The organism is Nocardia sp. NPDC001965 (assembly GCF_053594175.1).
In genome coordinates, this window is record NZ_JBSFDZ010000001.1 from 447,108 (window position 1) to 466,300 (window position 19,193).

A 19,193-nucleotide genomic window follows, 5' to 3' on the forward strand; every position below is an offset into this window, starting at 1 on the left:
TATCGATCCACCACCCGGAACGGCGCCGGATCCGCAACATAGATAACGCAATGTTGCGGATCCGAAGTATCGCGGATGCCGAATGTGACTGAAACCACAGGGTTTTAAGCAAATGATCAGCACACCGCGCCGGGACGGGCGCCGTACTGTCTAGCCCTACAGTGAAATTCCGGGTTTCCCGGCGGAACGTTGGATGGACATGCTTCACCTCGAACACTTTGCGTTCGGCTGGTTGACACCCGCCCTCGCCTACTTTCTCTCGGCCACCGGGTGCGCCATCGGATTACAGTGCACCCGGCAGGCACGCTACGGCCGGCGTCGGGTGGTGTGGCTCATCCTCGGGGCGGTGACGGTGGGCGGCACCGGAATCTGGGTCATGCATTTCGTGGCAATGCTGGGCTTTTCCATCGACGGTGCGCAGATCCGCTTCGATGTACCGCTCACCCTGCTGAGCGCGGCCATCGCGATCGGCGTGGTCGGCATCGGCCTGTCGCTGGTGACCGCCCCGGGGTCCGGTGTTCCAGCACTGCTGACCGGCGGGGCCATCACCGGACTGGGCATCGGGGCGATGCACTTCACCGGTATGTACGCGATGCGCACCGACGCCCATATCGAATACGACCCGGCCCGGGTAGCTCTCTCATTGGTGATCGCCACCGTCGCTGCCACCGCCACACTCTGGTTCAGCATGCGGTCCTGGGGCCTGCTGTCCACCCTGGGCGCGGCATTGATCATGGCCGCGGCGGTCGCGACGATGCACTACACCGGAATGTCGGCCATGCACGCACATTCCGTTCCCGACGCCGCACCCCCCGAAGGCGCCGAGCCGCTCCAGGTACTGGGCCCACTCCTGGGCGCTATCAGCGTGGTCACCGTGGTGCTGCTGATCGGCGTGAGCATGGCGCTGACCGATCCGCACAGCTCCACCGCCCCGGCCACTCCGGCCACTCGGGAGCGGGAACAGCGCCCGGTCCGCTGACCGCCGAGACCCGGACCGCCGGTATGCGACAGCCGCCCACCGGCGCACGGCGCCCCGGCGGATATCGCACTCCGGGACCCCGCGCAGCGAACCGGGGGCGCGACCTCGGGATTCTCCTCAGTCGAGTACGTCGAAGATCTCCTCGGCCCGGTCTTTCGATCGATACATCTCCCACGCCACGTCCGCGATCCGGTCGGGGTCGAGGGTGTGCCCTTCCAGCGGGCCATAGCGGGCGGTATCGGCGCTGAGCATCGCGTGGATATCGCCGCGTTCGACGACACCGCCGATGGTGAGAGTTCCGGCGTACAGTCCCTCGTCGGCGAGCGCCGCGTGCAGGGTGATCGCATAGTTCCGCAGCGCCGCGGATGCCAGGGCGAGTTGCCCCAGCGCGGGCATCGGGCGCACGCTGGAAAGGCCACCGGCGAACAGCAACCCGCCGCGTCCCCGGGCCCGCATACCGGGCAGGACGGCCGCCACGACGTCCACCGCCGGCCACACCCAGGAGAACGCCGCCTCGACATCCGCCGAGTTCACCTCCGTGATCGACGTCGGCGGCAGCGCGGCGCCGGTGCCGTAGTAGACGAGTTCGATATCCCCGGTGGTGATCTCCGCGAGGACCGCACGTAGCGCGTTGCCATCGGTGACATCGACGGCAAAGCTGGTGGCGTCGATCCCCTGGTCGGCCAGTTCGTGCCGGTAACCTGCATGTCTTTCCGCATTCCGGGACAACAGCACGACCCGGTGACCGGCCCGACCGGCCCGGTGCGCCATGGACATGCCGAGTCCCGGTCCGGCGCCGACGATCACCGCAGTTCCTCCGCCTGACATTGTCGATCTCCCATCCAAGTCGAGGACCCCCTCGACTTAGAGGCTAGCACGAAGCCGAGGGGGGCCTCGGTTTTGTAGAATGGTGACCGTGACCAAACCCTTGCGCCGCGACGCCGCCCGGAATCGGGAGAAAGTACTCACCGCGGCCGCCGCGGTGTTCGCCGAACAGGGACTGCGTGGGTCGCTGGAAGAGGTGGCGCGGCGGGCCGGCGTCGGAATCGGCACGGTGTACAACCACTTCCCGAACCGCGACGCGCTGATCGACGCACTGCTTCCGGCACGGGTGGCGGCCCTCGACGAATTGGCCGAGGCCTCCGACGCCGAACCGGACCCGTGGCATGCCTTCACGGGATTCGTCGCCCAGCTGCTGGATCGGATGATCGCCGACCGCGGCCTCCTCGAGGCGATCACCGGCGACCATCCGGCGGCCGAGCATCTGGTGGAAGCATGCCATCGCGGTATGGCACAACTGTCCCGACTGCTCGAACGGGCCCGGGACGCGGGAGTGCTGCGCGGTGCGGTCACCGACGACGATGTCTTCCATCTGATCTGGGGGTTGTCCCTGCTGGGTGACGCCGCGAGTCCGGCCGCGGCGAACCGGTGCCTCGTCCTGGCGCTGGACGGTCTGCGCGCCGGGCGCGGCTGAATCCGCTCCGATGCGCCTGACCGAGATACGAAAGACCGCGGCGGCGCGAGCGACCCCGAGAGGTCACCGCACCGCCGCGGCCGTCAGTGGTCCGCGGTACGCGGGTCAGTAATTACCCAGGTCAGTAATAGTGACGCCGACCGGCGACGGGACGGCCCACCGAACCGGCGATGGCGAGCACCGCGCCGACTACCAGCAGTACGAGACCGATGGTGGTGAGTACACCGATACCGAGCAGGTAACCGGCGATGAGGAGAACGAGTCCGAGAACGATCATGACACTGACTTTCTGATTCGGGATTCCGACGTCCGGGCGAGTGCCCGCTGTTGTTCGACCGTGCGTTTATTTGGCCGCTGCCGCGCCCTTGTCCGGTTTGCGCAGCAATTTGCTCATCGACCAGGCCGGAGCACCGGCCGCGGCGGGAGCGGGCGCGGGCTTCTTCGCGGGTTCCTTGGTTTTGGCGAGATCCCGCTGGACCGCGGCGATCTCCTTACGCGACTGCCGGAGTTCCCGACGCGTCGCCGCTCCCCGGCGAGTGGACCGCCACGCTCCGGCGGAGACGAGACCGACTCCCAGCCCACCGACGACACCGACGATGATGCCGATAAGGAACAGTTCACCGGTGGTTCCGGCGAAGTGGTAGTCGAAGACCGAGAAGTCACTGGTCAGACGATTGACATCACTGGTATTGGCCGCGACACCGGCAACGCCGGCGGCAACCGCCGCGACGGCGATCACGAGCCCGAGAACAACGATCATGGCAATTCCCGTGGGTAGAGGGACACTATGCTCCCGCTATTCCCGGCCCTTGCGATATCAAACCCGGCGAAGCCCATGTCCGCCACCCGGATTCACCGGATGGTGGGCTCCGGCGTCCGCCGAGCCGAGCTCAGGCGAACAGATCGCGTACGAACGGCACCGAATCGGGCAGCGAATCGTTGACCGTTCCGTCGTGGTCGGCCGGGTACACCTTCAGCGTCACCGGCTGGCGGTTCGCGGCGAGCACCCCGGCGAAACGCAATGTCTCCGGCGTGATCACATCGGTGTCGCGCAACCCCTGCCCGAGGAACAGGGGCCGGTCGTAGCCGGACTCGGGAAGACCGAGATAACGGGTGAGCAGTCCGTTCAGGTCCGGGATATCCGACAGCGGACGAGCGAAGAGATCACCGATCACCACGCCGTCGGCGACCAGCGCGTCGCCCAGCGGGGACAGGCATTCGGTGCGTGCGCGTTCCAGCCAGTACCGGCCCGAGTCGGTCAGCAGGGATTCGACGTCGAGTTCGGGATAGGTGGTGCGCAGACCGTTGAGCAGGTACAGCGCGTATCCGGTGGTGTGCGCGCCCAGTTTCACCGGTGGCACGCCCGGGCCCATCAGCGCGAGAATGTTCTCGATATAGGCGGGGACACCTGTGGCGACGGCGCCCCGGTAGTCGAGTCCGGGCCCGCCGAATTCAGTGGCGTAGCGGGCCGTGGTGACCGCCGCTCCCCCACCCTGGGACTGCCCGACCACGACCCATTTGTTCGACAGCGCCGGGTAGCGCCCGGACGCGGCGCGCACCGCGTCGACGACATTGTGTGCCTCCACCACCCCGTTGAGGTAGGGGTGTTCACCGGGTGTACCCAGCCCGGCGTAATCGGCGGCGACGATCGCGTAACCCTGCTCGAGCCATGTCCCCAGGTACGCCCAGTCCCGCTCGACGGCGCCGGGGCCGGCCACACTGTAGGCGCAGGAATCCCCCAGTCCGACCGTACCGTGCGCCCAGGCGATGATCGGCCAGCCGCCGGCCGGGGGCTGGCCGGGCGGAAAATAGACCGCCGCACTCGCGACGGTGGGTTGCGCGCCCACCGTGGAGCTCGTATAGAGGATCCGCTCGGCAGCGGCCGATCCGGGCAGCACGGCCGGGGCGGCCGCCGCTTCCACGGATTCGACGACGCCGGCCGCCGGCGCTGCCGTCGCGTTCCCGCCGGGCAGACCGGAGATCGCCGCAGCCGCGAACAGCGTGGTGACCGCGGCGGTACGTAGTTTCCGCATGGTGTTCCTCTCACCGGACCGGGCACCGGCCCGACCCCGGCGGTGCGCAGCCAGTCTTACATCTGGACAGTCGACCAGCCACCTCGGTATGCCGCAGCGGCCATCGGCAACCGAGCAGTACGGGTACGCGGAACCCGGCATGGACAAATCCGGCATCGCCCGGTCACCCGATGCCGTTGCGACAGCGGCTGTTCCACGGACTGCGCCGTGGGCCGCCGCTGGCACGGCGAAAACCGCGCGGGCGTACGGTACTGGCAGACCCGGTGGCTGTACGCCGGGTCCCGGCAGAACAGAGAGCGCTATGTCCGCACATCCGGGGTTCGCCGGGCGAAGCTATGTCGTCACCGGCTCGGCCTCCGGTATCGGAGCCGCCACCTCGGCACTTCTCCGGGAGCGCGGGGCGACGGTGATCGGCTGCGACCTCGCCGACGCCGAGATCCGAGCCGACCTCTCCGGGCCGGCCGGGCGGCGGACTCTGATCGATCGGGTGAGCGAATACGGGGCGATCGACGGAGTCCTCGCGGTCGCCGGGGGCGGTACCACCGGCCTGCTCGAGACCAATTACTTCGGGACCGTCGCCACACTGGCGGGTCTACGCCCGCTGCTCGCCCGGAGTCCGGCACCCCGCGCCGTTGCCGTCTCGTCGACCTCGTCGCTGGCTCCGGCCGACGAACGCATCGTCGCGGCCTGTCTCGACGGCGACGAGGCAGCCGCGGTCGCCCGTCTCGAGGCCGACCCCGGCGCAGGAGGTCATGCCGGCGGCTACGGTATCGCCAAGCGGGCCCTCAATCGCTGGGTGCGCCGGACGGCTCCCACCGCCGAATGGGCGGGCGCCGGTATCGCGCTCAACGCCGTCGCGCCGGGAGTGGTCGATACGCCGGCGGCCGCGTGGATCCTGGCCGACGACGAGGTACGGCGCACGATCGAGGCCGCGGCCCCGCAGCCGTTCGGCGGGTTCCCGGGCCGCCCCGAGTGGATCGCCGAACTCATCTGCTGGCTGGCCGGCGTCGACAACCGTTTCGTCACCGGTCAGATCATCTTCGCCGACGGGGGCACGGAGGCCGCGGCCGTCGGCGACCGGCACTGGCAGTGACCCCGGCGGACGGCACGCACCGGATCAGCGCGGGCCGGAACGGCCCCGGAAAGTTGTTTCCAGTTCCGCGAGAGTGGCCTGCAGTTCCGCCGGGTCGTTGTCCTTGAAGATCCCGTCGTAGCCGGATTCGGCCCGGACGGCGGCTTCCACGTCGGGATCGTGATAAAGATCGGCCAACGCGAGCAGGGTCGGATCGTCCCTGTCCTCCGCCCGCGCGGCGAAGACATTGATGTACTGGGCCAGTTCCGGTCGCTCGGGATCATCGGTGTAGATGACGTCGTCGGCGGTGAGGCCGGCCGGAACGGCGAACGTATCGTCCACGAACGCGGCGGCCACACTGTCGAGAGACTGCGCGGTGAGCGTGGGATCGATCGTGGTGAGCCGCACCCGCGACGCGACGGTGTCCACATCCTCGATTCGCGAATCCCAGCTCGGGCCCCCCTTCAGAACGATCAGGCCCGCGGCCGCCAGCCCCAGCAGCGGGCGCACATGATTGGCCGGATTGTGGCTCAGGGTGATCTCACCCCCGGGCGGGATATCGGCCACCGAATCGTATTTCTTCGAGTAGAGCGTCAGCGGAAAGATCTCGGTGGCGCCGATGGGGGTCAGGTCGTCGTTGTCGGCCACGTTGTAATTGGCGAGATAACGCACGTGCTGGAACTTGTTGAGATCTATCCGGCCCTGCGACAGAGCCGGGTTCGGCTGGTTGTAATCGGAGAAGTTGACGAATTCCACGGCGATCCCGCGTTCGGCCGCCTTCTGTCGATAGACCTCCCAGTGCGGCAGTGCCAGATCGTTCACCCCGATACGCACCACATCCGGATCGCGATCCGCGCCACAGGCGGGTAGCAGGGCGGCCAGCGCGAGCAGGACCGGGACAACGGCGAAACGACGCAGACCTCGCATTGTGCGCAAATTAGGCGGTCCGGTACCGCGCGGGCCAGAATTTCGTTCAGCGCAATCGCAACCGTTGTCACCCCGGTACCGGCGCCGCTTGGATGGTCGAGTCCGCACGACCACGATCATTCGGGAGCAGGCGTTGAAATTCCCTCGGGTACTGGCGATACCGGCGTTGACCATCGCCGCGGCACTCGCCCTCACCGGCTGCGGTGGCGGTGACGCCGGATCCGATGACGTGGTGCGCATCGGTACCACCGAAAGCGATCAGGCGTGGGACGTGTTCGAACAGAAGGCCCGGGACGCGGGTATCACACTGCAGATCACGAACTACTCCGATTATTCGCAGCCCAATATCGCACTCACGCAGGGGCAGATCGATATCAATCTGTTTCAGCATCTGCAGTTCCTCGGCGAATACAATGTCGCCAACAATGCCGATCTCACGCCCATCGGTGCGACTCAGATCGTCCCGCTCGGCCTGTATTCGAAGAAACACGAATCGGTGGCAGATATCCCGGCCGGCGGCGAGATCGCGATTCCCAACGATCCCTCCAATCAGGCTCGGGCACTGTTCGTCCTACAGGCCGCGGGCCTGGTGCGATTCACCTCCGACACGCTGGCGCCGTCCCCCGCCGATATCGATCGGGCCGGCTCCAAAGTGAAGGTCACCCCCGTCGACGCGGCGCAGACCGCGCTGTCCCTGGCATCGGTGGACGGGTCCGTCATCAACAACACCTTCCTGGAGCGGTCCGGTGTCGATCCGCTGTCGGCGCTGTTCAAGGATGATCCCTCCAGCCCGGGCGCCGCACCGTACATCAACGCTTTCGTCACCCGCGCCGAAGACAAGGCCGACCCGACCTACCAGCGCCTGGTGGAGATCTGGCACGACCCCGAGGTCCAGCAGGCGGTAGCCGAATCGTCGAAGGGCACCTCGGTGGAGGTCCGGCGGGCCGGGCCCGATCTCGAACCCATACTGCAGCGGGTGCAGCAGACGATCCGCGACGGGCAGTGACCCGAACACCCACCGGGCCGGCGGCCGCTGTTCCCGCGGTCGAGTTCCGTTCGGTGACCAAGGTGTTCGGCACGGGCAAGAGCGAAGAGAAAGCGCTGTCCGATATCGATCTGCGGATCGAGAAGGGCGAGATCTTCGGTGTGATCGGCTACTCGGGTGCGGGGAAGAGCACTCTGGTCCGGCTCATCAACGCCCTGGAACGGCCCACCAGCGGCAGCATCGAGATCTCGGGTACCCCGATCACCGGTGTCTCCGAGGCCCGGGTGCGACGGATACGCCGCGATATCGGCATGGTCTTCCAGCAGTTCAATCTCTTCCGCTCCCGAACCGCGGCCGGGAATATCGAGTATCCGCTGAAGGTGGCGGGCTGGCCGCGCGCGAAACGCAAGGAACGGCTCGCCGAACTCCTGGAGTTCGTCGGGCTGTCCGACAAGGCACGCAGCTATCCGGACCAGCTGTCCGGCGGACAGAAACAGCGGGTGGGGATCGCACGGGCACTGGCCACCTCGCCGTCGCTGTTGCTGGCGGACGAGGCCACCTCGGCGCTGGACCCGGAGACCACCGGTGAGGTGCTGCGGCTGCTCCGCAAGATCAATGCCGAATTGGGCGTGACCATTGTGGTGATCACCCACGAGATGGACGTCATCCGGGCGGTCGCGGACCGGGTCGCGGTGCTCGCCGAAGGCCGCATCGTCGAGTTGGCGAACACCTTCGACGTATTCGCGGCACCGCGTGCGGCACCGACCCGATCGTTCGTCGACACCGTGCTGCACAATCGCCCCGCGCCCGAGGAACTGCGCCGCCTGGACGAACTACATCACGGGAGGCTGGTGACTGTCGATATCGACGACACCCGCGGGATCGGTCCCGCGCTCGCCACCGCCGCGCACGCCGGGGTCGGTTTCGAGGTGGTGTACGGCGGCGTGAGCACTCTGCAGGACAAGACCTTCGGCAGTATCACCCTTGCACTGGACGGCCCGGACGAGGCCGTCGACAAGGTGATCGCACAACTCGACCAGCGGTAGCGAGGACCGGATGCACACCGATTGGGACAAACTACGGCCGATCCTCACCGAGGCCGTCGGCACCACGATCTATCTCGTGCTGCTCACCTTCGTGGTGGGCGGCATCATCGGGCTGGTGCTGGGCACCGCGCTCTACACCACCCGCAAGGGCGGGCTGCTGGCCAACGGCCCGATCAACTGGGTGCTCAATGTGTTGGTGAACGTCGTGCGCCCGATCCCGTTCATCATTCTGCTGGCGGCACTCGGACCGATCACCCTCGAAGTGGTGGGTACCACCATCGGTACCGACGCGGCGGCGTTCGTGATGATAGTGGCCGCCTCGTTCGGCATCGCCCGGATCGTGGAACAGAACCTGGTGACCGTCGACCCCGGCGTGATCGAAGCGGCGCGGGCAATGGGTGCCGGACCACTGCGGATCATCTCGACCCTGCTCGTCCCGGAGGCCCTGGGCCCACTCATCCTGGGATACACCTTCGTCATCATCGCCATCGTGGACATGTCCGCCATGGCGGGCACGGTCGGCGGCGGCGGGCTCGGTGATTTCGCGCTGGTCTACGGGTATCAGCGATTCGACTGGGAGGTCACGCTGGTGGCCACCCTGCTCATCATCGCCGGTGTGCAGGCCATCCAGTTCCTCGGCAACTGGACCGCACGCAAAGTGCTGCGCCGCTGACGTCGTTTCCGTGCGTCTCCCCCGCGCCCGGAGATCCGTGCGCCGTGGATGTCGAGAACGCCCGGGCTGCTCCGTCCCAGGGGTACGAGCAGCCGAACGGCCCTCGACGACACCGACGAAGGAGCGACCGTCGTGCAATCGAACCGGATCACCACGATATTGAATCTCCCGAACAGCCGGGAACTCCTGGCCCGAGACCTGCTGCGCATGGCCTACGTCGCCCAGGACGGCACACCTCGTAACATTCCCGTCGCCTTCACCTGGAACGGCGCACAGATCGTCGTCTGCACCACCGAGAACGCCCCGAAGCTGCCGCATCTGCGACATCACCCAGAGGTCGCGCTGACGATCGACACCGAAGTACATCCGCCGAAGATCCTGCTCATCCGCGGCCGGGTGGAGCTGGACGCGGTCGACGGTATTGCGGCGGAGTACCTGCAGATGAACGGCAGCTACGATATGACCTCCGAGCAGCGCGCCGAATGGGAGGCCGAAGTGCGTTCGCTCTACGACGGCATGGTCCGGATCGTGATCACGCCGACCTGGGTGAAGCTGATCGACTTCGAAACCACTCTCCCGACCGCGATCGAGGAGCTTATCCGGCAGCGGGCCGAACGCCGGTGCGCCTGAACCGATCGACTCTGCTGGACCGTTTCGGCCGGGCTACTGCCGGATCGGTCGCGCGTCGGACAAGATCGCCGCGACGGTCTCCTCGACGGTGAGATCCGAGGTGTCGAACCAATTCCCGAGTCGCGGGGTGCTCTCCCGCAGGACAGTGTCGAGGGCGGATACGGTGAACGTCCCGTAGGCGTTCTTGTCCCGGCCCGCCTCACGCGCGGCCACTGCCTCGGGTCGCGGCGCCAGGACGACGACGTACAGCGGATCGGTCCGGATCCGGTCGACGATCCACGGAAGATGTTCCCCGAGCACCACATCCTGCAGGACGGCGGCGAAACCGGCGGCGGCGTATTCGTCGGCCGCGACCGCGGCGAGCCGATGGCGCAACTGCAGCTGTGCGACGGCAGCCGGGCTGGGCTCGGCGGTCATCTCGGCTCGTCCGTTGACCACGAATCTGCGGAACGCGTCACCGCGAATATGCGCCGAACACGGTAGGCGCTCGGCCAGGGCCTGGGCCACCGTCGACTTGCCCGCGGCCTGGATACCGGTGATCAGATAGACGGAGCCCGACATACCGCCATGATGACATCGGAAGCCGAGGCGGTCGGCACCGACGACTTCGGTTGTCGTTCGATCGGACTCCGCGAACGGAATACGATGACCGGCCGACACGAAGCCGGCACCCGCGCGCCCCGCGATGCGAGCAGCGCCGGCCCACCGGCCGGGTGCCGCACGGCAATCGTCCTGGGTGTTGTCCTGACCTGCCGGCTCATGGTCTCGGTGGGCAGTATCGTCGCCGATATCGCGCTGCCCGAGACCCGGTCCGGGCTCGGCATATCCACCCCGGCACCGGCGTGGGTGTTCAGCGCCCACGCACTCGCCTACAGCGGCCTGCTGCTGCTCGGCGGACGCGCCGGTGACATCCTCGGTTTCCGCTCGACGGCGATCGCCCGATTCGCGTCGGCCGATATCGCACCGGAGCTGATCGCTCGGTTCGGTCGCACACCGGTGCTGGTCGCCGGTGTGGTGCTGATGGGTTGTGTCGGCCCGGCGCTGGGCGTGGCCGTCCTCACGACAATCGAGCACACCGCCCGGACCGGGAGCGCCGAACCGGGCCGGGCCGCGGCGGCGCAGGGGTGTTCCCCGGTACCGCGCTCACCGCGGTGGGTTTCGCGGCCCTCGCCCTGCTGATCGGGGCGCTGACTATCCGGCTCCCGGAACGGACACGCCCCGCGCGCGACCGGACGGTTACCGGATCACCGACACCGGGCGAGGGATAGTTGCCGTATGGAGGCGGACAGAGATACCGCGGCGGCTGTGGCGGACCGGGTTCTCCAGGCGGTACTGGGCACAGTCGACCTGCTGTCCATCTTCGCCGGCGACCGGCTCGGCTGGTACCGCAGCCTGGCCCACGACGGACCGGCCACGTCCGCGCAATTGGCCGACCGCACCGCGACGCACCCGCGCTACGCCCGGGAATGGCTGGAGCAGCAAGCGGTGACCGGCCTGCTGGTCGTGTGCCGGGACGGAACCGCAGAGGACCGGATGTTCGCGCTCCCACCCGCCGTCGCCGAGGTGCTGACCGACGAGCACAGCCTCAACTATCTCGCTCCCTTCGCGCGACTGTTCGGTGCCACCGGACCGGCGCTACCGCGCCTGTTCGAGGCATATCGCACCGGGGGCGGGGTCAGCTGGGACGAACTGGGCGACAATGCCCGCGAAGGCCAGGCCGAGGGTAATCGGCCCTGGTACCAGCACCGGCTGGGCGCTGCCCTGGCGGGTGTACCCGAGGTCGACGCCGTGCTGCGTGCTCCCGGCGCCCGGATCCTCGATATCGGATGCGGCGCCGGCTGGTCCTCGATCGCCCTCGCCGAGGCCTACCCGCGGGCACGCGTGCGGGGTGTGGACATCGATGCGCCCTCCGTCCGGACGGCCCGGAACAACGCCGAAACCACCGGCGTAGCGGATCGCACCGAGTTCACCGTGACGGACGCGGCTCGGTTACCCGAGGGCGGGTTCGATATCGCGTTCGCCTTCGAATGCGTGCACGATATGCCGCGCCCGGTCGATGTCCTGGGCTCGGTACGGCGTGCGCTCCGGCCCGGCGCGCCGCTGGTGGTGATGGACGAGGCGGTGGCCGAGGAGTTCGCTCCCGACGGTGACGAGGTGGAGCGGCTGATGTACGGGTTCAGCCTGTTCGTCTGCCTGCCCGACGGGATGTCGAGCCCGCCCAGCGCCGGCACCGGTACCGTCATGCGCCAGCGGACGCTGCGGGATTACGCGCTGGCCGCGGGATTCACCTCCGTCGAGGTGCTGCCGATCGACGGGTTCGGTTTCTGGCGCTTCTACCGGCTCGGCTGAACCGGCCCGGTTCGCCGCCGCGGCCACCGGTGCCGGCGGCCGTTCACCGAGGCAGCGGGATCCGCATATCGACCGTGGTGCCGCGCGAAGTGATGCGGACCTCCACCTCCGGGATCAGTGCCCGGATGATGGCCATGCCGCGTCCGCGGACCTGGTCCGGCCCCGGATCCGGGCTCTTCCAGCGGCCGTGATCGGCCACGGTGACCCGCAGGCCGGCGACGTCACGGTCGAACGCCAAGCGGATCGTGCCACCATCACCCCGGTGACCGTGCTCGATCGCGTTGGCGCAGGCCTCCCCCACCGCGAGCAGTACGTCGTAGGCCTGGTACTCGTCGAGCGGGCACTGCGTCAGCCATTGCTGTGTCCGGTGCCTGACCTCGGCCAACTGGTCGGCTTTCGCTGGAAACTGCAACTCCCATCGGGTCGGCGGACAGTCCAGCCCGGGTGGGCGGGTCGTCGTCACCTGATCGCCTCCTGTAGGTCTCGCCGGACGGACGGCGTAGGCGGTTCCGGGTCCGTGGCGTTCGGCTTGTGTCCATTCGGACCATGTGCTCACTGCTAGCCATACCCATTCGTTCCCGGCGCATTCGACCGAGCGTCGTAGACGACCACAGACCATGGGACGGGACCGGTGCGGGGGCGGATCCTGCCCGGTAACAGGATCCGGCGCAACTCAAACGTGGCGCAGATTACGAACCCCGGGCGGCCGAATCCGTCCCGATGACTACCAATTCTCGATCAGGTAGATTCTTTGCGGAGATCGATGCCGGCCCCGGACGCGTGACGCGCGACGGGGCCTCGATACTGCAGAGGTGGAAAGTGGCGATATGCGAGCCGAAGGATCCGCGATGAGTGGCGAGAGCACGCCCCGGCTGCTCGACGTAGCGGTGCGGACGGAGAACGGGACCGCGATCGTCACGGTGCACGGCGAGGTGGATATGGCCTCGGCGCCCCAATTGCAGACAGCTCTCGAAGACGCCCAGCGCGGCGGTGACGCGCTGATCGTGGATATGTCGGACGTCGGTTTTCTCGGATCGGCCGGGTTGAGCGTCCTGCTGGTGATCTCCGAGGCTGCCGAACCCGGGGCCGGGCTGCGCGTGGTCGTTTCCGATGCGGTCCGGCGGCCGATCGAACTCACCGGTCTCGACAAGTTGCTGTCGGTACACGAGTCGCTGCCGGCCGCGCTCGCCGCGAGCACCGACGCGACGTCCTGACTCACGGAGCGCCGCGACTATCCCTGCGGAGCGCCGCGACTATCCCTGCGGAACCCCGCGACTACCGGGCGCGGGGCAGCCGCACGACCTGGACGAAGAAATCGTCGATCTGTTTGATCGCCGCCACGAACTGATCGAGGTCGACCGGTTTGGTGACATAGGCGTTGGCGTGCAGTTTGTAGCTGCGCAGGATGTCCTCCTCGGCAGCGGAGGTGGTCAGGACGACCACCGGGATATGTGACAGATCGGGGTCGGCCTTGATCTTCTCCAGGACCTGACGGCCGTCGTATTTCGGGAGATTGAGGTCGAGCAGGATGAGATCGGGCCGCGGGGCGTCGGCGTAGGGGCCCGTCCGGTACAGGAAGTCCAGTGCCTCCTGCCCGTCGTGCGCGACGTGCAGGGTGTTCCCGATCTTGTTGTCCTCGAACGCCTCCCGGGTCATCAGTTCGTCGCCCGGATCGTCCTCGACGAGCAGGATATCGATCGGCTGGCCGGGTACGGTCATGCGTTTTCTCCTTCGGGAACGCGTGCACGGGCGGTCGGGGATGTGTCGGCGGCCGCGGAGTCCACTGAGTCGTCGGGGTCGGCGGCCGCGGAGTCCACTGAGTCGTCGGGGTCGGCGGCGGGCTCGACAGTGCGGAGGGTGAAGCAGATCCGGGTCCCCTCGGTGTTCTCGGTGTCGAGCCAGATGGTGCCACCGTGGAATTCGACGATCTTCTTGCAGACCGCCAGCCCGATCCCGGTACCGCTGTACTCGTCGCGGGCATGCAGGCGCTGGAATATGACGAAAACCTTCTCCGCGAATTCGGGCGCGACACCGATACCGTTGTCGGTCACCGAGAACAGGCGGACCGCCGGATCGTCGGCCACTTCGGCCATCTCGATGCGTACGACCGGTGGATGCTCGGGCCGCCGGAATTTTACCGCGTTACTGACGAGGTTCTGCCACAGCATGGTCAGCAGGGTGGCCTCACCCATGATCTCGGGGAGATCGTCCGGCTGTTGCACCACCGCCCCCGTCTCTTCGAGCACGGTCGACAGGTTGGCCAGTGCTTTGTCCAGCGGTTCGCCGAGCCGGACCGGTCGCGCGCCCTCACCGACCCGGCCCACCCGGGAGAAGGTCAGCAGATCGTTGATCAGTACCTGCATCCGCTTGGCGCCGTCGACGGCGAAATCGATGTACTGCTTACCGCGCTCGTCGAGCTGGGACCCGTAACGCTTTTCCAGCAGCTGGCAGAACGACGCGACCTTGCGCAGCGGCTCCTGCAGGTCGTGGGAGGCCACATAGGCGAACTGTTCCAGTTCGGCGTTCGACCGGCGCAGTTCGTCGGCCTGGAGGTCCAGTTCGGCCTTCTGCTGCCGCAGCAGGGTGCCCTGCGATCGGGAGGACCCCAGTTCGGCGACCACCCGCGTGCGCATATCCTCCACGGCCACGGCGACCTGGGCGATATCCGCGGGACCGCGGCCGGCGATGTGATGGTCGAATTCCCCGTTCGCCACGCGCAGCGACGATTCGGTGAGTTCGGCCAGCGGGCGGACCACGAGTCTGCGCAGCAGGACGGTCAGCACGATACCGGTCAGCAAGATGGCGACGACCATCCCGGCCAGCACCACATCGCGGATGGTGCGGACATGTTCCAGTGCCCGGCGGTCCTCGGCCACCGCCGCGGTGAGCCCGTCGTTCTGCACCGTGAAAGACCTGCGCAGTTCGTCGAACACTCCCTTGGCACGGACCGCGGTCGACGCGGCCAGGGCGCGGGCTCGCTCCGGCGAGGTGGTCGCGGCCAGCGGGCCCGCGTAGTCGTTGCGCCACTGCTGGGCGCTGCGTTCGATCACATCCAGATCGGCGGTCAGCTCGGGCCGGTCGGCGAGCAGTTCACGCAACCGCACGACCGCCCGATCCTGGTCCCGCATGCCTTCTATGTAAGGCTCGAGGAACTGCGGATCGGCGGAGATCGCGTAGCCGCGCAGCCCGGTCTCCTGGTTGATCAGCGCGCTCTGCAAGCGGTACGCCTCCGCGGCGGCGGGGAGCGTCTGTCGGACCAGCCGGTCGCTCGCTTCGTTGGTACCGGCGATCACCTGTGCGCCTGCCACCGCACCGATCAGGACCACCAGGATCATCAACCCGAAGACCAGCTGGAACCACGCCTGCGCGGTCAACCGGCCGACCACCCGGGAGTCGGCGTTCGTCACGGAAATTCGCCCTTTCGCCCGTTGTTCCAGCACACATAGAGAATGGCCAGGTCATCGTCGAGTCCACCGGCCGCACCGGCCAGTTCCTCGACCCGGCCGATCAGATCGTCGACGAAGTTCTCGGGGCGGGCCGGCGGAACCGCCCTGGCGACGTCGAGCAGACCGGCTTCGCCGAGCCGGTCGCCGTCCTCGCCCACCCGGCCCTCGAAGAGACCATCGGTGAACAGCATGAGACCGGCCCCCGCGGCCAGTTCGACCTCGGCGGCCGGCCATTCGGCCCGGCCGGGCATGAATCCGAGCGCCGCACCGCCGGTGACTTCGAGCCAGCACAGTTCGCCGTCACGGTGATGGAGCATGCCCGGATGACCCGCGCGACGTACCAGCACTCGCCGCGTTTCCGGATCGAGCATCAGACTGGTCGCGGTGGCGAAGGTCTGCCGGTCGGTTCGCTCGGCCAGCAGCACCTGTTCCAGCAACCGCAGTTGCCGGGATCCGGTCACGCCGGTGAGAACCAGGGTGCGCCAGGCCAATCGCAGCGCGACACCGGTGGCGGCCGCATCGGGTCCGTGCCCGGAGACATCACCGATGATGGCGTGCACGATTCCGTCGGGGCCCTGGACGACATCGTAGAAATCGCCGCCGAGCAGCGAATGGGCCCGGCCCGGCCGGTAGCGCGCCACCACGTCCACCGCGCGGTCGGCACCGAGCAGCGGGGTCGGCAGCAGGCCGCGTTCCAGACGCGAGTTCTCCTGGGCCCGCATCTGGCTGGCCTGCAGCGCCGCGCTGGTGCGTTCGGCCTGCTTGCGCTGAATGGCATAGCGCACCGCGCGGGCGAACAGTTCCGGCTCGACCCGGCCCTTCACCAGATAGTCCTGGGCGCCGGAAGCCAGCGCCGCCAGGCCCGTGCTCTCTTCGGCGAGGCCGGTCATCACCACTACGGCGACATGGTCGTTGTATTCGCGGATGCGTGCCACGGCTTCCAGACCCTGGGCATCGGGTAACCGCAGGTCGAGCAGTACACAATCGGGTACCTCGGCCGCGAGCCGATCACCCGCCTCCGCAAGGGTACGCACCCAGACCAGGCGCATACCACGTTCGGCGTCGGCAACCAGTTCTTCGACGAGCAATGCGTCCCCGGGATCGTCCTCCACCAGCAGAACGAAGGGCTCCCGCGCGAACCAGCCCACGTGGTCGGCCGAACCGAAATCGGCCCCGGAGAAATCATCGCGCACAGCGGTCGCCGAACTCGCCAGCAGTCACCGACACCCGGCCTCCGATCACACAGAAACAACGGCGACACAGCGCACGCTCACTCACTCAGCGGCCGGTTGCTGGACCGAGAGGCGATCATGATCGTAACGGATGGCGAACCCCGATGGTGAACGGGAGGTGGCCGGAGGTACTCGCCCGGCCGGCCGGGCGCCCGGCCGGCGGCGGCGTGGCGGACGAGATCTCGATCCGCCGGCCGGGCGACCTCCTACGTGTTAGCGTGTGCACGCCGAAGCCGCCCGAGATCGCTTGTGGCCCGGCATTTTACGATCGTTCGAAGTAACAGAGGAGACAACCGTGCGGATCGGAATCGGCCTGCCCTCGGCCGTCCCCGGGGCTACCCCCGACACGATCGGGATCTGGGCCGAGCATGGGGAACGGGCCGGCTTCGCGGCCTTGGCCGCCACCGACCGACTCGTTTACGACAGCCTCGACCCACTCGTGACACTGGCGGTCGCCGCGGCGCACACCACCACCACCGAACTGGTGAGCACGGTGCTCAACATCGGCTATCGCGGGAACCCGTTCGTGGTGGCCGGGCAGATCGCCTCGCTGGATCGGCTCTCCGGTGGCCGGTTCACCGCGGGGCTGGGAATGGGCGCCTGGCCGGACGACTACGCGGTCAGCGAGATGGCCATGACGACCCGGGGCGCCCGGTTCGAAAGCGCCCTCGCCCAGCTCCGGCGAACCTGGCGTGGCGAACTCGCCGGTGCGGCCGGACCGGTTCCGGCGCTGCCACCGGGCCGTCCGCAGCTACTGCTCGCCGGGATGGTGCCCGCCGGTATCGTGCGAGCCGCCACCCTCGCCGACGGCTGGGTCGCGCCTGCGTTCAGTGTCGACCTGCTGCGCACCGGTCTCGATATCGTCGGTACCGAGTGGGCCCGCAGCGCGCGTCCGGGCCGTCCCCGGGTGCTGGCCGTGCGGTATTTCCAGCTCGGCGCGGCCGCGGTCGCCACCGCGGAGTCCTATGCGCGCAACTATTACGGTCCGGAGATGTACCCGCAGGTACAGCCCGATCTGTTGACCGACCCGGCCCATCTGCGCGACGAGGTGGACCGGATCGCCGAGGCCGGTGCCGACGATCTGATCCTGCTGCCCTGCTCGGATGATCCGGACCAGATCGCACTGCTCGCCGAAGCGCTCGGCAGTGCGCGGCTCGGTGCCCACGCCGTCGCCCGGTAGCACTCGCGGCCGGATACGCCGACCGGCCCGCCCGGCGTATGCCGCCGTCAGCGGCGCCGGCGCACCGGGGCGGACGGGGGCGCGAGCCGGTCACCGATGATCTGCGCGCCCGCGTACTTGGTGCGCCGGGTCAGCGGGACGAGTTCGTACCCGGTGATCCCGGGAGCCTCCGCCAGCGTGGTGGTGACGAACCGGTAGACAGCGTCCAGGCTCGAGGTCGTGATATTGGCCGTGAGGTTGGCCGAACCGGTGACCGCGGCGGCGAAGGGGACGTCCGGGTGCCGCGCCAGGATCTGTCCCACTTCCTGCAGGTACCTGGGTTCGACGGTCATCCACAACGTGGTCCAGTGATGCTGCCCGGTCGCGGCCGGGGCGATATCGACGTCGAAGTAGGCGACACCCGACCGCACCAGTGCCTCGACCCGGCGGGTGACCCGGCCCGCGGTGCTGCCCATGGCGCGGGCCAGCGTCGCGTACGACGTCCGACCGTCCCGCGCCAGCGCGTCGAGCAGTACCCGATCCTCGGGTTTCGGATTCGTGGTCGCCGCGTCCCCGGCGACCGCGGGAGCGGCAGTTTCCCGTAGTGCGGTGGCCTGGTCGCAGGTCAACGTATCGCGCCATCCCTCCCAATCCGTGGACGCACCCCCGACGAAGGTGTGCAGGATCGCGTACGGCGCCACACTCGATACCGGCGCCACTTTCGGCAGGAGCCGGGTCAGCAACTCCTCGGTATCGGCCTCTTGTACCGCTCGCAGGTTGAAGTCCACTTCCCAGCCGCCGGCATGGATCGATACCCACGACACATCATCGCGCCGGGCCAGCGCTTCGCCGATCGCGTCGGCGTGCTCCGGACGGCAACGGACCCGGATCGACCAGACGGTGACCCCGAGGGCCCGGGGATCCAGGCTCAGGGTCACCCGGATCAGCCCTTCGCGCCGTAACCGGCGATAACGGCGGGCGACGGTCTGTTCGGCCACGCCGAGCACTTCGGCCATCCGACTGAACGGAACACGGGGCGACAACTGCACGGATCGAGCGATCTGTTCGTCGAGCCGGTCCATGACGGCGGATCTCTCCGCTGAATCTCCGGACACCGGCGTAATTCTATGCGAGCATCCGGCACAGACGACTCGGCCACCCATCCGGCCGCACACTTCCGAGACGACG

At 68.0% G+C, this 19,193-nt stretch carries 22 protein-coding genes; 11 read left to right on the top strand and 11 right to left on the bottom strand.

All coding sequences use genetic code 11. The annotated features are described in order from the left end of the window. Positions 1-193: 193 nt before the first annotated feature. Positions 194-979, top strand: coding sequence for an MHYT domain-containing protein (locus ACWCPQ_RS02100; RefSeq protein WP_449893708.1), 786 nt, complete (start codon positions 194-196; stop codon positions 977-979). Between the two features lie 117 nt (positions 980-1,096). Here the strand turns inward: ACWCPQ_RS02100 and ACWCPQ_RS02105 are convergent, their stop codons facing one another. Next, a complete protein-coding gene (locus tag ACWCPQ_RS02105; protein ID WP_449893710.1) occupies positions 1,097-1,807 on the bottom strand; it encodes an SDR family NAD(P)-dependent oxidoreductase in 711 nt (236 codons plus the stop codon). Between the two features lie 88 nt (positions 1,808-1,895). On the opposite strand from ACWCPQ_RS02105, the gene ACWCPQ_RS02110 reads away from it, so the two are divergent. Further along, positions 1,896-2,453, top strand: a complete 558-nt coding sequence (locus ACWCPQ_RS02110) for a TetR/AcrR family transcriptional regulator (protein WP_449893712.1) — start codon at positions 1,896-1,898, stop codon at positions 2,451-2,453. A gap of 121 nt (positions 2,454-2,574) precedes the next feature. Here ACWCPQ_RS02110 and ACWCPQ_RS02115 read toward each other — a convergent pair whose 3' ends face one another. From ACWCPQ_RS02115 to ACWCPQ_RS02125, 3 genes are all read right to left on the bottom strand, one after another. Continuing rightward, complete coding sequence (locus tag ACWCPQ_RS02115) at positions 2,575-2,730, bottom strand: hypothetical protein (protein ID WP_449893715.1); 156 nt, start codon at positions 2,728-2,730, stop codon at positions 2,575-2,577. A gap of 66 nt (positions 2,731-2,796) precedes the next feature. After that, the gene (locus tag ACWCPQ_RS02120; RefSeq protein ID WP_449893717.1) at positions 2,797-3,213 is read right to left on the bottom strand and encodes a hypothetical protein; all 417 of its coding nucleotides are present in this window, start codon (positions 3,211-3,213) and stop codon (positions 2,797-2,799) included. Between the two features lie 130 nt (positions 3,214-3,343). Further along, positions 3,344-4,486 carry a lipase family protein gene (locus tag ACWCPQ_RS02125; RefSeq protein ID WP_449893719.1) on the bottom strand — a complete coding sequence of 381 codons (1,143 nt, stop codon included), beginning with the start codon at positions 4,484-4,486 and terminating at the stop codon, positions 3,344-3,346. A gap of 301 nt (positions 4,487-4,787) precedes the next feature. Between ACWCPQ_RS02125 and ACWCPQ_RS02130 the strand changes: the two genes are divergently transcribed. Continuing rightward, positions 4,788-5,579: an SDR family oxidoreductase gene (locus ACWCPQ_RS02130; RefSeq protein ID WP_449893720.1), complete on the top strand. Its 792-nt coding sequence runs from the start codon at positions 4,788-4,790 to the stop codon at positions 5,577-5,579. A gap of 24 nt (positions 5,580-5,603) precedes the next feature. Here the strand turns inward: ACWCPQ_RS02130 and ACWCPQ_RS02135 are convergent, their stop codons facing one another. Then, positions 5,604-6,485 (bottom strand): MetQ/NlpA family ABC transporter substrate-binding protein, encoded by an 882-nt coding sequence (locus ACWCPQ_RS02135; protein ID WP_449893722.1) that lies wholly within the window; start codon positions 6,483-6,485, stop codon positions 5,604-5,606. Between the two features lie 133 nt (positions 6,486-6,618). Between ACWCPQ_RS02135 and ACWCPQ_RS02140 the strand changes: the two genes are divergently transcribed. The 4 genes from ACWCPQ_RS02140 (at position 6,619) to ACWCPQ_RS02155 (ending at position 9,819) form a co-directional block, all read left to right on the top strand. Then, positions 6,619-7,491 carry a MetQ/NlpA family ABC transporter substrate-binding protein gene (locus ACWCPQ_RS02140; RefSeq protein WP_449893725.1) on the top strand — a complete coding sequence of 291 codons (873 nt, stop codon included), beginning with the start codon at positions 6,619-6,621 and terminating at the stop codon, positions 7,489-7,491. Beyond that, entirely contained in the window at positions 7,488-8,516 is a 1,029-nt protein-coding gene (locus ACWCPQ_RS02145) for a methionine ABC transporter ATP-binding protein (RefSeq protein ID WP_449893726.1), read from the top strand. The genes ACWCPQ_RS02140 and ACWCPQ_RS02145 overlap by 4 nt, the downstream gene beginning before the upstream one ends. Positions 8,517-8,526: 10 nt before the next feature. Then, positions 8,527-9,189 carry a methionine ABC transporter permease gene (locus ACWCPQ_RS02150; RefSeq protein WP_449893728.1) on the top strand — a complete coding sequence of 221 codons (663 nt, stop codon included), beginning with the start codon at positions 8,527-8,529 and terminating at the stop codon, positions 9,187-9,189. A gap of 132 nt (positions 9,190-9,321) precedes the next feature. Next, entirely contained in the window at positions 9,322-9,819 is a 498-nt protein-coding gene (locus tag ACWCPQ_RS02155; protein WP_449893730.1) for a pyridoxamine 5'-phosphate oxidase family protein, read from the top strand. A gap of 33 nt (positions 9,820-9,852) precedes the next feature. Here ACWCPQ_RS02155 and ACWCPQ_RS02160 read toward each other — a convergent pair whose 3' ends face one another. Continuing rightward, positions 9,853-10,380, bottom strand: a complete 528-nt coding sequence (locus ACWCPQ_RS02160) for an AAA family ATPase (protein WP_449893732.1) — start codon at positions 10,378-10,380, stop codon at positions 9,853-9,855. A gap of 84 nt (positions 10,381-10,464) precedes the next feature. Here ACWCPQ_RS02160 and ACWCPQ_RS02165 point away from each other — a divergent pair, with 84 nt between their 5' ends. Both ACWCPQ_RS02165 and ACWCPQ_RS02170 read left to right on the top strand, forming a co-directional pair. Beyond that, positions 10,465-10,998 (top strand): hypothetical protein, encoded by a 534-nt coding sequence (locus ACWCPQ_RS02165; protein ID WP_449893734.1) that lies wholly within the window; start codon positions 10,465-10,467, stop codon positions 10,996-10,998. Positions 10,999-11,094: 96 nt separating this feature from the next. Continuing rightward, positions 11,095-12,168, top strand: coding sequence for a class I SAM-dependent methyltransferase (locus ACWCPQ_RS02170; protein WP_449893736.1), 1,074 nt, complete (start codon positions 11,095-11,097; stop codon positions 12,166-12,168). 43 nt (positions 12,169-12,211) lie between these two features. Here the strand turns inward: ACWCPQ_RS02170 and ACWCPQ_RS02175 are convergent, their stop codons facing one another. Beyond that, complete coding sequence (locus tag ACWCPQ_RS02175; RefSeq protein ID WP_449893738.1) at positions 12,212-12,631, bottom strand: ATP-binding protein; 420 nt, start codon at positions 12,629-12,631, stop codon at positions 12,212-12,214. 385 nt (positions 12,632-13,016) lie between these two features. On the opposite strand from ACWCPQ_RS02175, the gene ACWCPQ_RS02180 reads away from it, so the two are divergent. Continuing rightward, a complete protein-coding gene (locus ACWCPQ_RS02180; protein ID WP_449893740.1) occupies positions 13,017-13,382 on the top strand; it encodes an STAS domain-containing protein in 366 nt (121 codons plus the stop codon). Between the two features lie 61 nt (positions 13,383-13,443). Here ACWCPQ_RS02180 and ACWCPQ_RS02185 read toward each other — a convergent pair whose 3' ends face one another. The 3 genes from ACWCPQ_RS02185 to ACWCPQ_RS02195 form a co-directional block, all read right to left on the bottom strand. Next, positions 13,444-13,887: a response regulator gene (locus tag ACWCPQ_RS02185; RefSeq protein WP_449893741.1), complete on the bottom strand. Its 444-nt coding sequence runs from the start codon at positions 13,885-13,887 to the stop codon at positions 13,444-13,446. Beyond that, the gene (locus tag ACWCPQ_RS02190) at positions 13,884-15,503 is read right to left on the bottom strand and encodes a sensor histidine kinase (protein WP_449894379.1); all 1,620 of its coding nucleotides are present in this window, start codon (positions 15,501-15,503) and stop codon (positions 13,884-13,886) included. The genes ACWCPQ_RS02185 and ACWCPQ_RS02190 overlap by 4 nt, the downstream gene beginning before the upstream one ends. A gap of 68 nt (positions 15,504-15,571) precedes the next feature. After that, positions 15,572-16,807, bottom strand: a complete 1,236-nt coding sequence (locus ACWCPQ_RS02195) for a PP2C family protein-serine/threonine phosphatase (RefSeq protein ID WP_449893743.1) — start codon at positions 16,805-16,807, stop codon at positions 15,572-15,574. A gap of 334 nt (positions 16,808-17,141) precedes the next feature. Between ACWCPQ_RS02195 and ACWCPQ_RS02200 the strand changes: the two genes are divergently transcribed. Further along, a complete protein-coding gene (locus tag ACWCPQ_RS02200) occupies positions 17,142-18,026 on the top strand; it encodes an LLM class flavin-dependent oxidoreductase (RefSeq protein ID WP_449893745.1) in 885 nt (294 codons plus the stop codon). 47 nt (positions 18,027-18,073) lie between these two features. Here ACWCPQ_RS02200 and ACWCPQ_RS02205 read toward each other — a convergent pair whose 3' ends face one another. Continuing rightward, the gene (locus tag ACWCPQ_RS02205) at positions 18,074-19,120 is read right to left on the bottom strand and encodes an Lrp/AsnC family transcriptional regulator (RefSeq protein WP_449893747.1); all 1,047 of its coding nucleotides are present in this window, start codon (positions 19,118-19,120) and stop codon (positions 18,074-18,076) included. Positions 19,121-19,193: the final 73 nt, after the last annotated feature.

Excerpts from the sequence above, each read along its gene's own strand:
- ACWCPQ_RS02100 (WP_449893708.1), top strand. The coding sequence starts at position 194 with ATGGACATGCTTCACCTCGAACACTTTGCGTTCGGCTGGTTGACACCC.
- ACWCPQ_RS02105 (WP_449893710.1), bottom strand. The coding sequence starts at position 1,807 with ATGTCAGGCGGAGGAACTGCGGTGATCGTCGGCGCCGGACCGGGACTC.
- ACWCPQ_RS02115 (WP_449893715.1), bottom strand. The coding sequence starts at position 2,730 with ATGATCGTTCTCGGACTCGTTCTCCTCATCGCCGGTTACCTGCTCGGT.
- ACWCPQ_RS02120 (WP_449893717.1), bottom strand. The coding sequence starts at position 3,213 with ATGATCGTTGTTCTCGGGCTCGTGATCGCCGTCGCGGCGGTTGCCGCC.
- ACWCPQ_RS02125 (WP_449893719.1), bottom strand. The coding sequence starts at position 4,486 with ATGCGGAAACTACGTACCGCCGCGGTCACCACGCTGTTCGCGGCTGCG.
- ACWCPQ_RS02130 (WP_449893720.1), top strand. The coding sequence starts at position 4,788 with ATGTCCGCACATCCGGGGTTCGCCGGGCGAAGCTATGTCGTCACCGGC.
- ACWCPQ_RS02135 (WP_449893722.1), bottom strand. The coding sequence starts at position 6,485 with ATGCGAGGTCTGCGTCGTTTCGCCGTTGTCCCGGTCCTGCTCGCGCTG.
- ACWCPQ_RS02150 (WP_449893728.1), top strand. The coding sequence starts at position 8,527 with ATGCACACCGATTGGGACAAACTACGGCCGATCCTCACCGAGGCCGTC.
- ACWCPQ_RS02160 (WP_449893732.1), bottom strand. The coding sequence starts at position 10,380 with ATGTCGGGCTCCGTCTATCTGATCACCGGTATCCAGGCCGCGGGCAAG.
- ACWCPQ_RS02165 (WP_449893734.1), top strand. The coding sequence starts at position 10,465 with ATGACCGGCCGACACGAAGCCGGCACCCGCGCGCCCCGCGATGCGAGC.
- ACWCPQ_RS02170 (WP_449893736.1), top strand. The coding sequence starts at position 11,095 with ATGGAGGCGGACAGAGATACCGCGGCGGCTGTGGCGGACCGGGTTCTC.
- ACWCPQ_RS02180 (WP_449893740.1), top strand. The coding sequence starts at position 13,017 with ATGAGTGGCGAGAGCACGCCCCGGCTGCTCGACGTAGCGGTGCGGACG.
- ACWCPQ_RS02185 (WP_449893741.1), bottom strand. The coding sequence starts at position 13,887 with ATGACCGTACCCGGCCAGCCGATCGATATCCTGCTCGTCGAGGACGAT.
- ACWCPQ_RS02190 (WP_449894379.1), bottom strand. The coding sequence starts at position 15,503 with ATGATCCTGGTGGTCCTGATCGGTGCGGTGGCAGGCGCACAGGTGATC.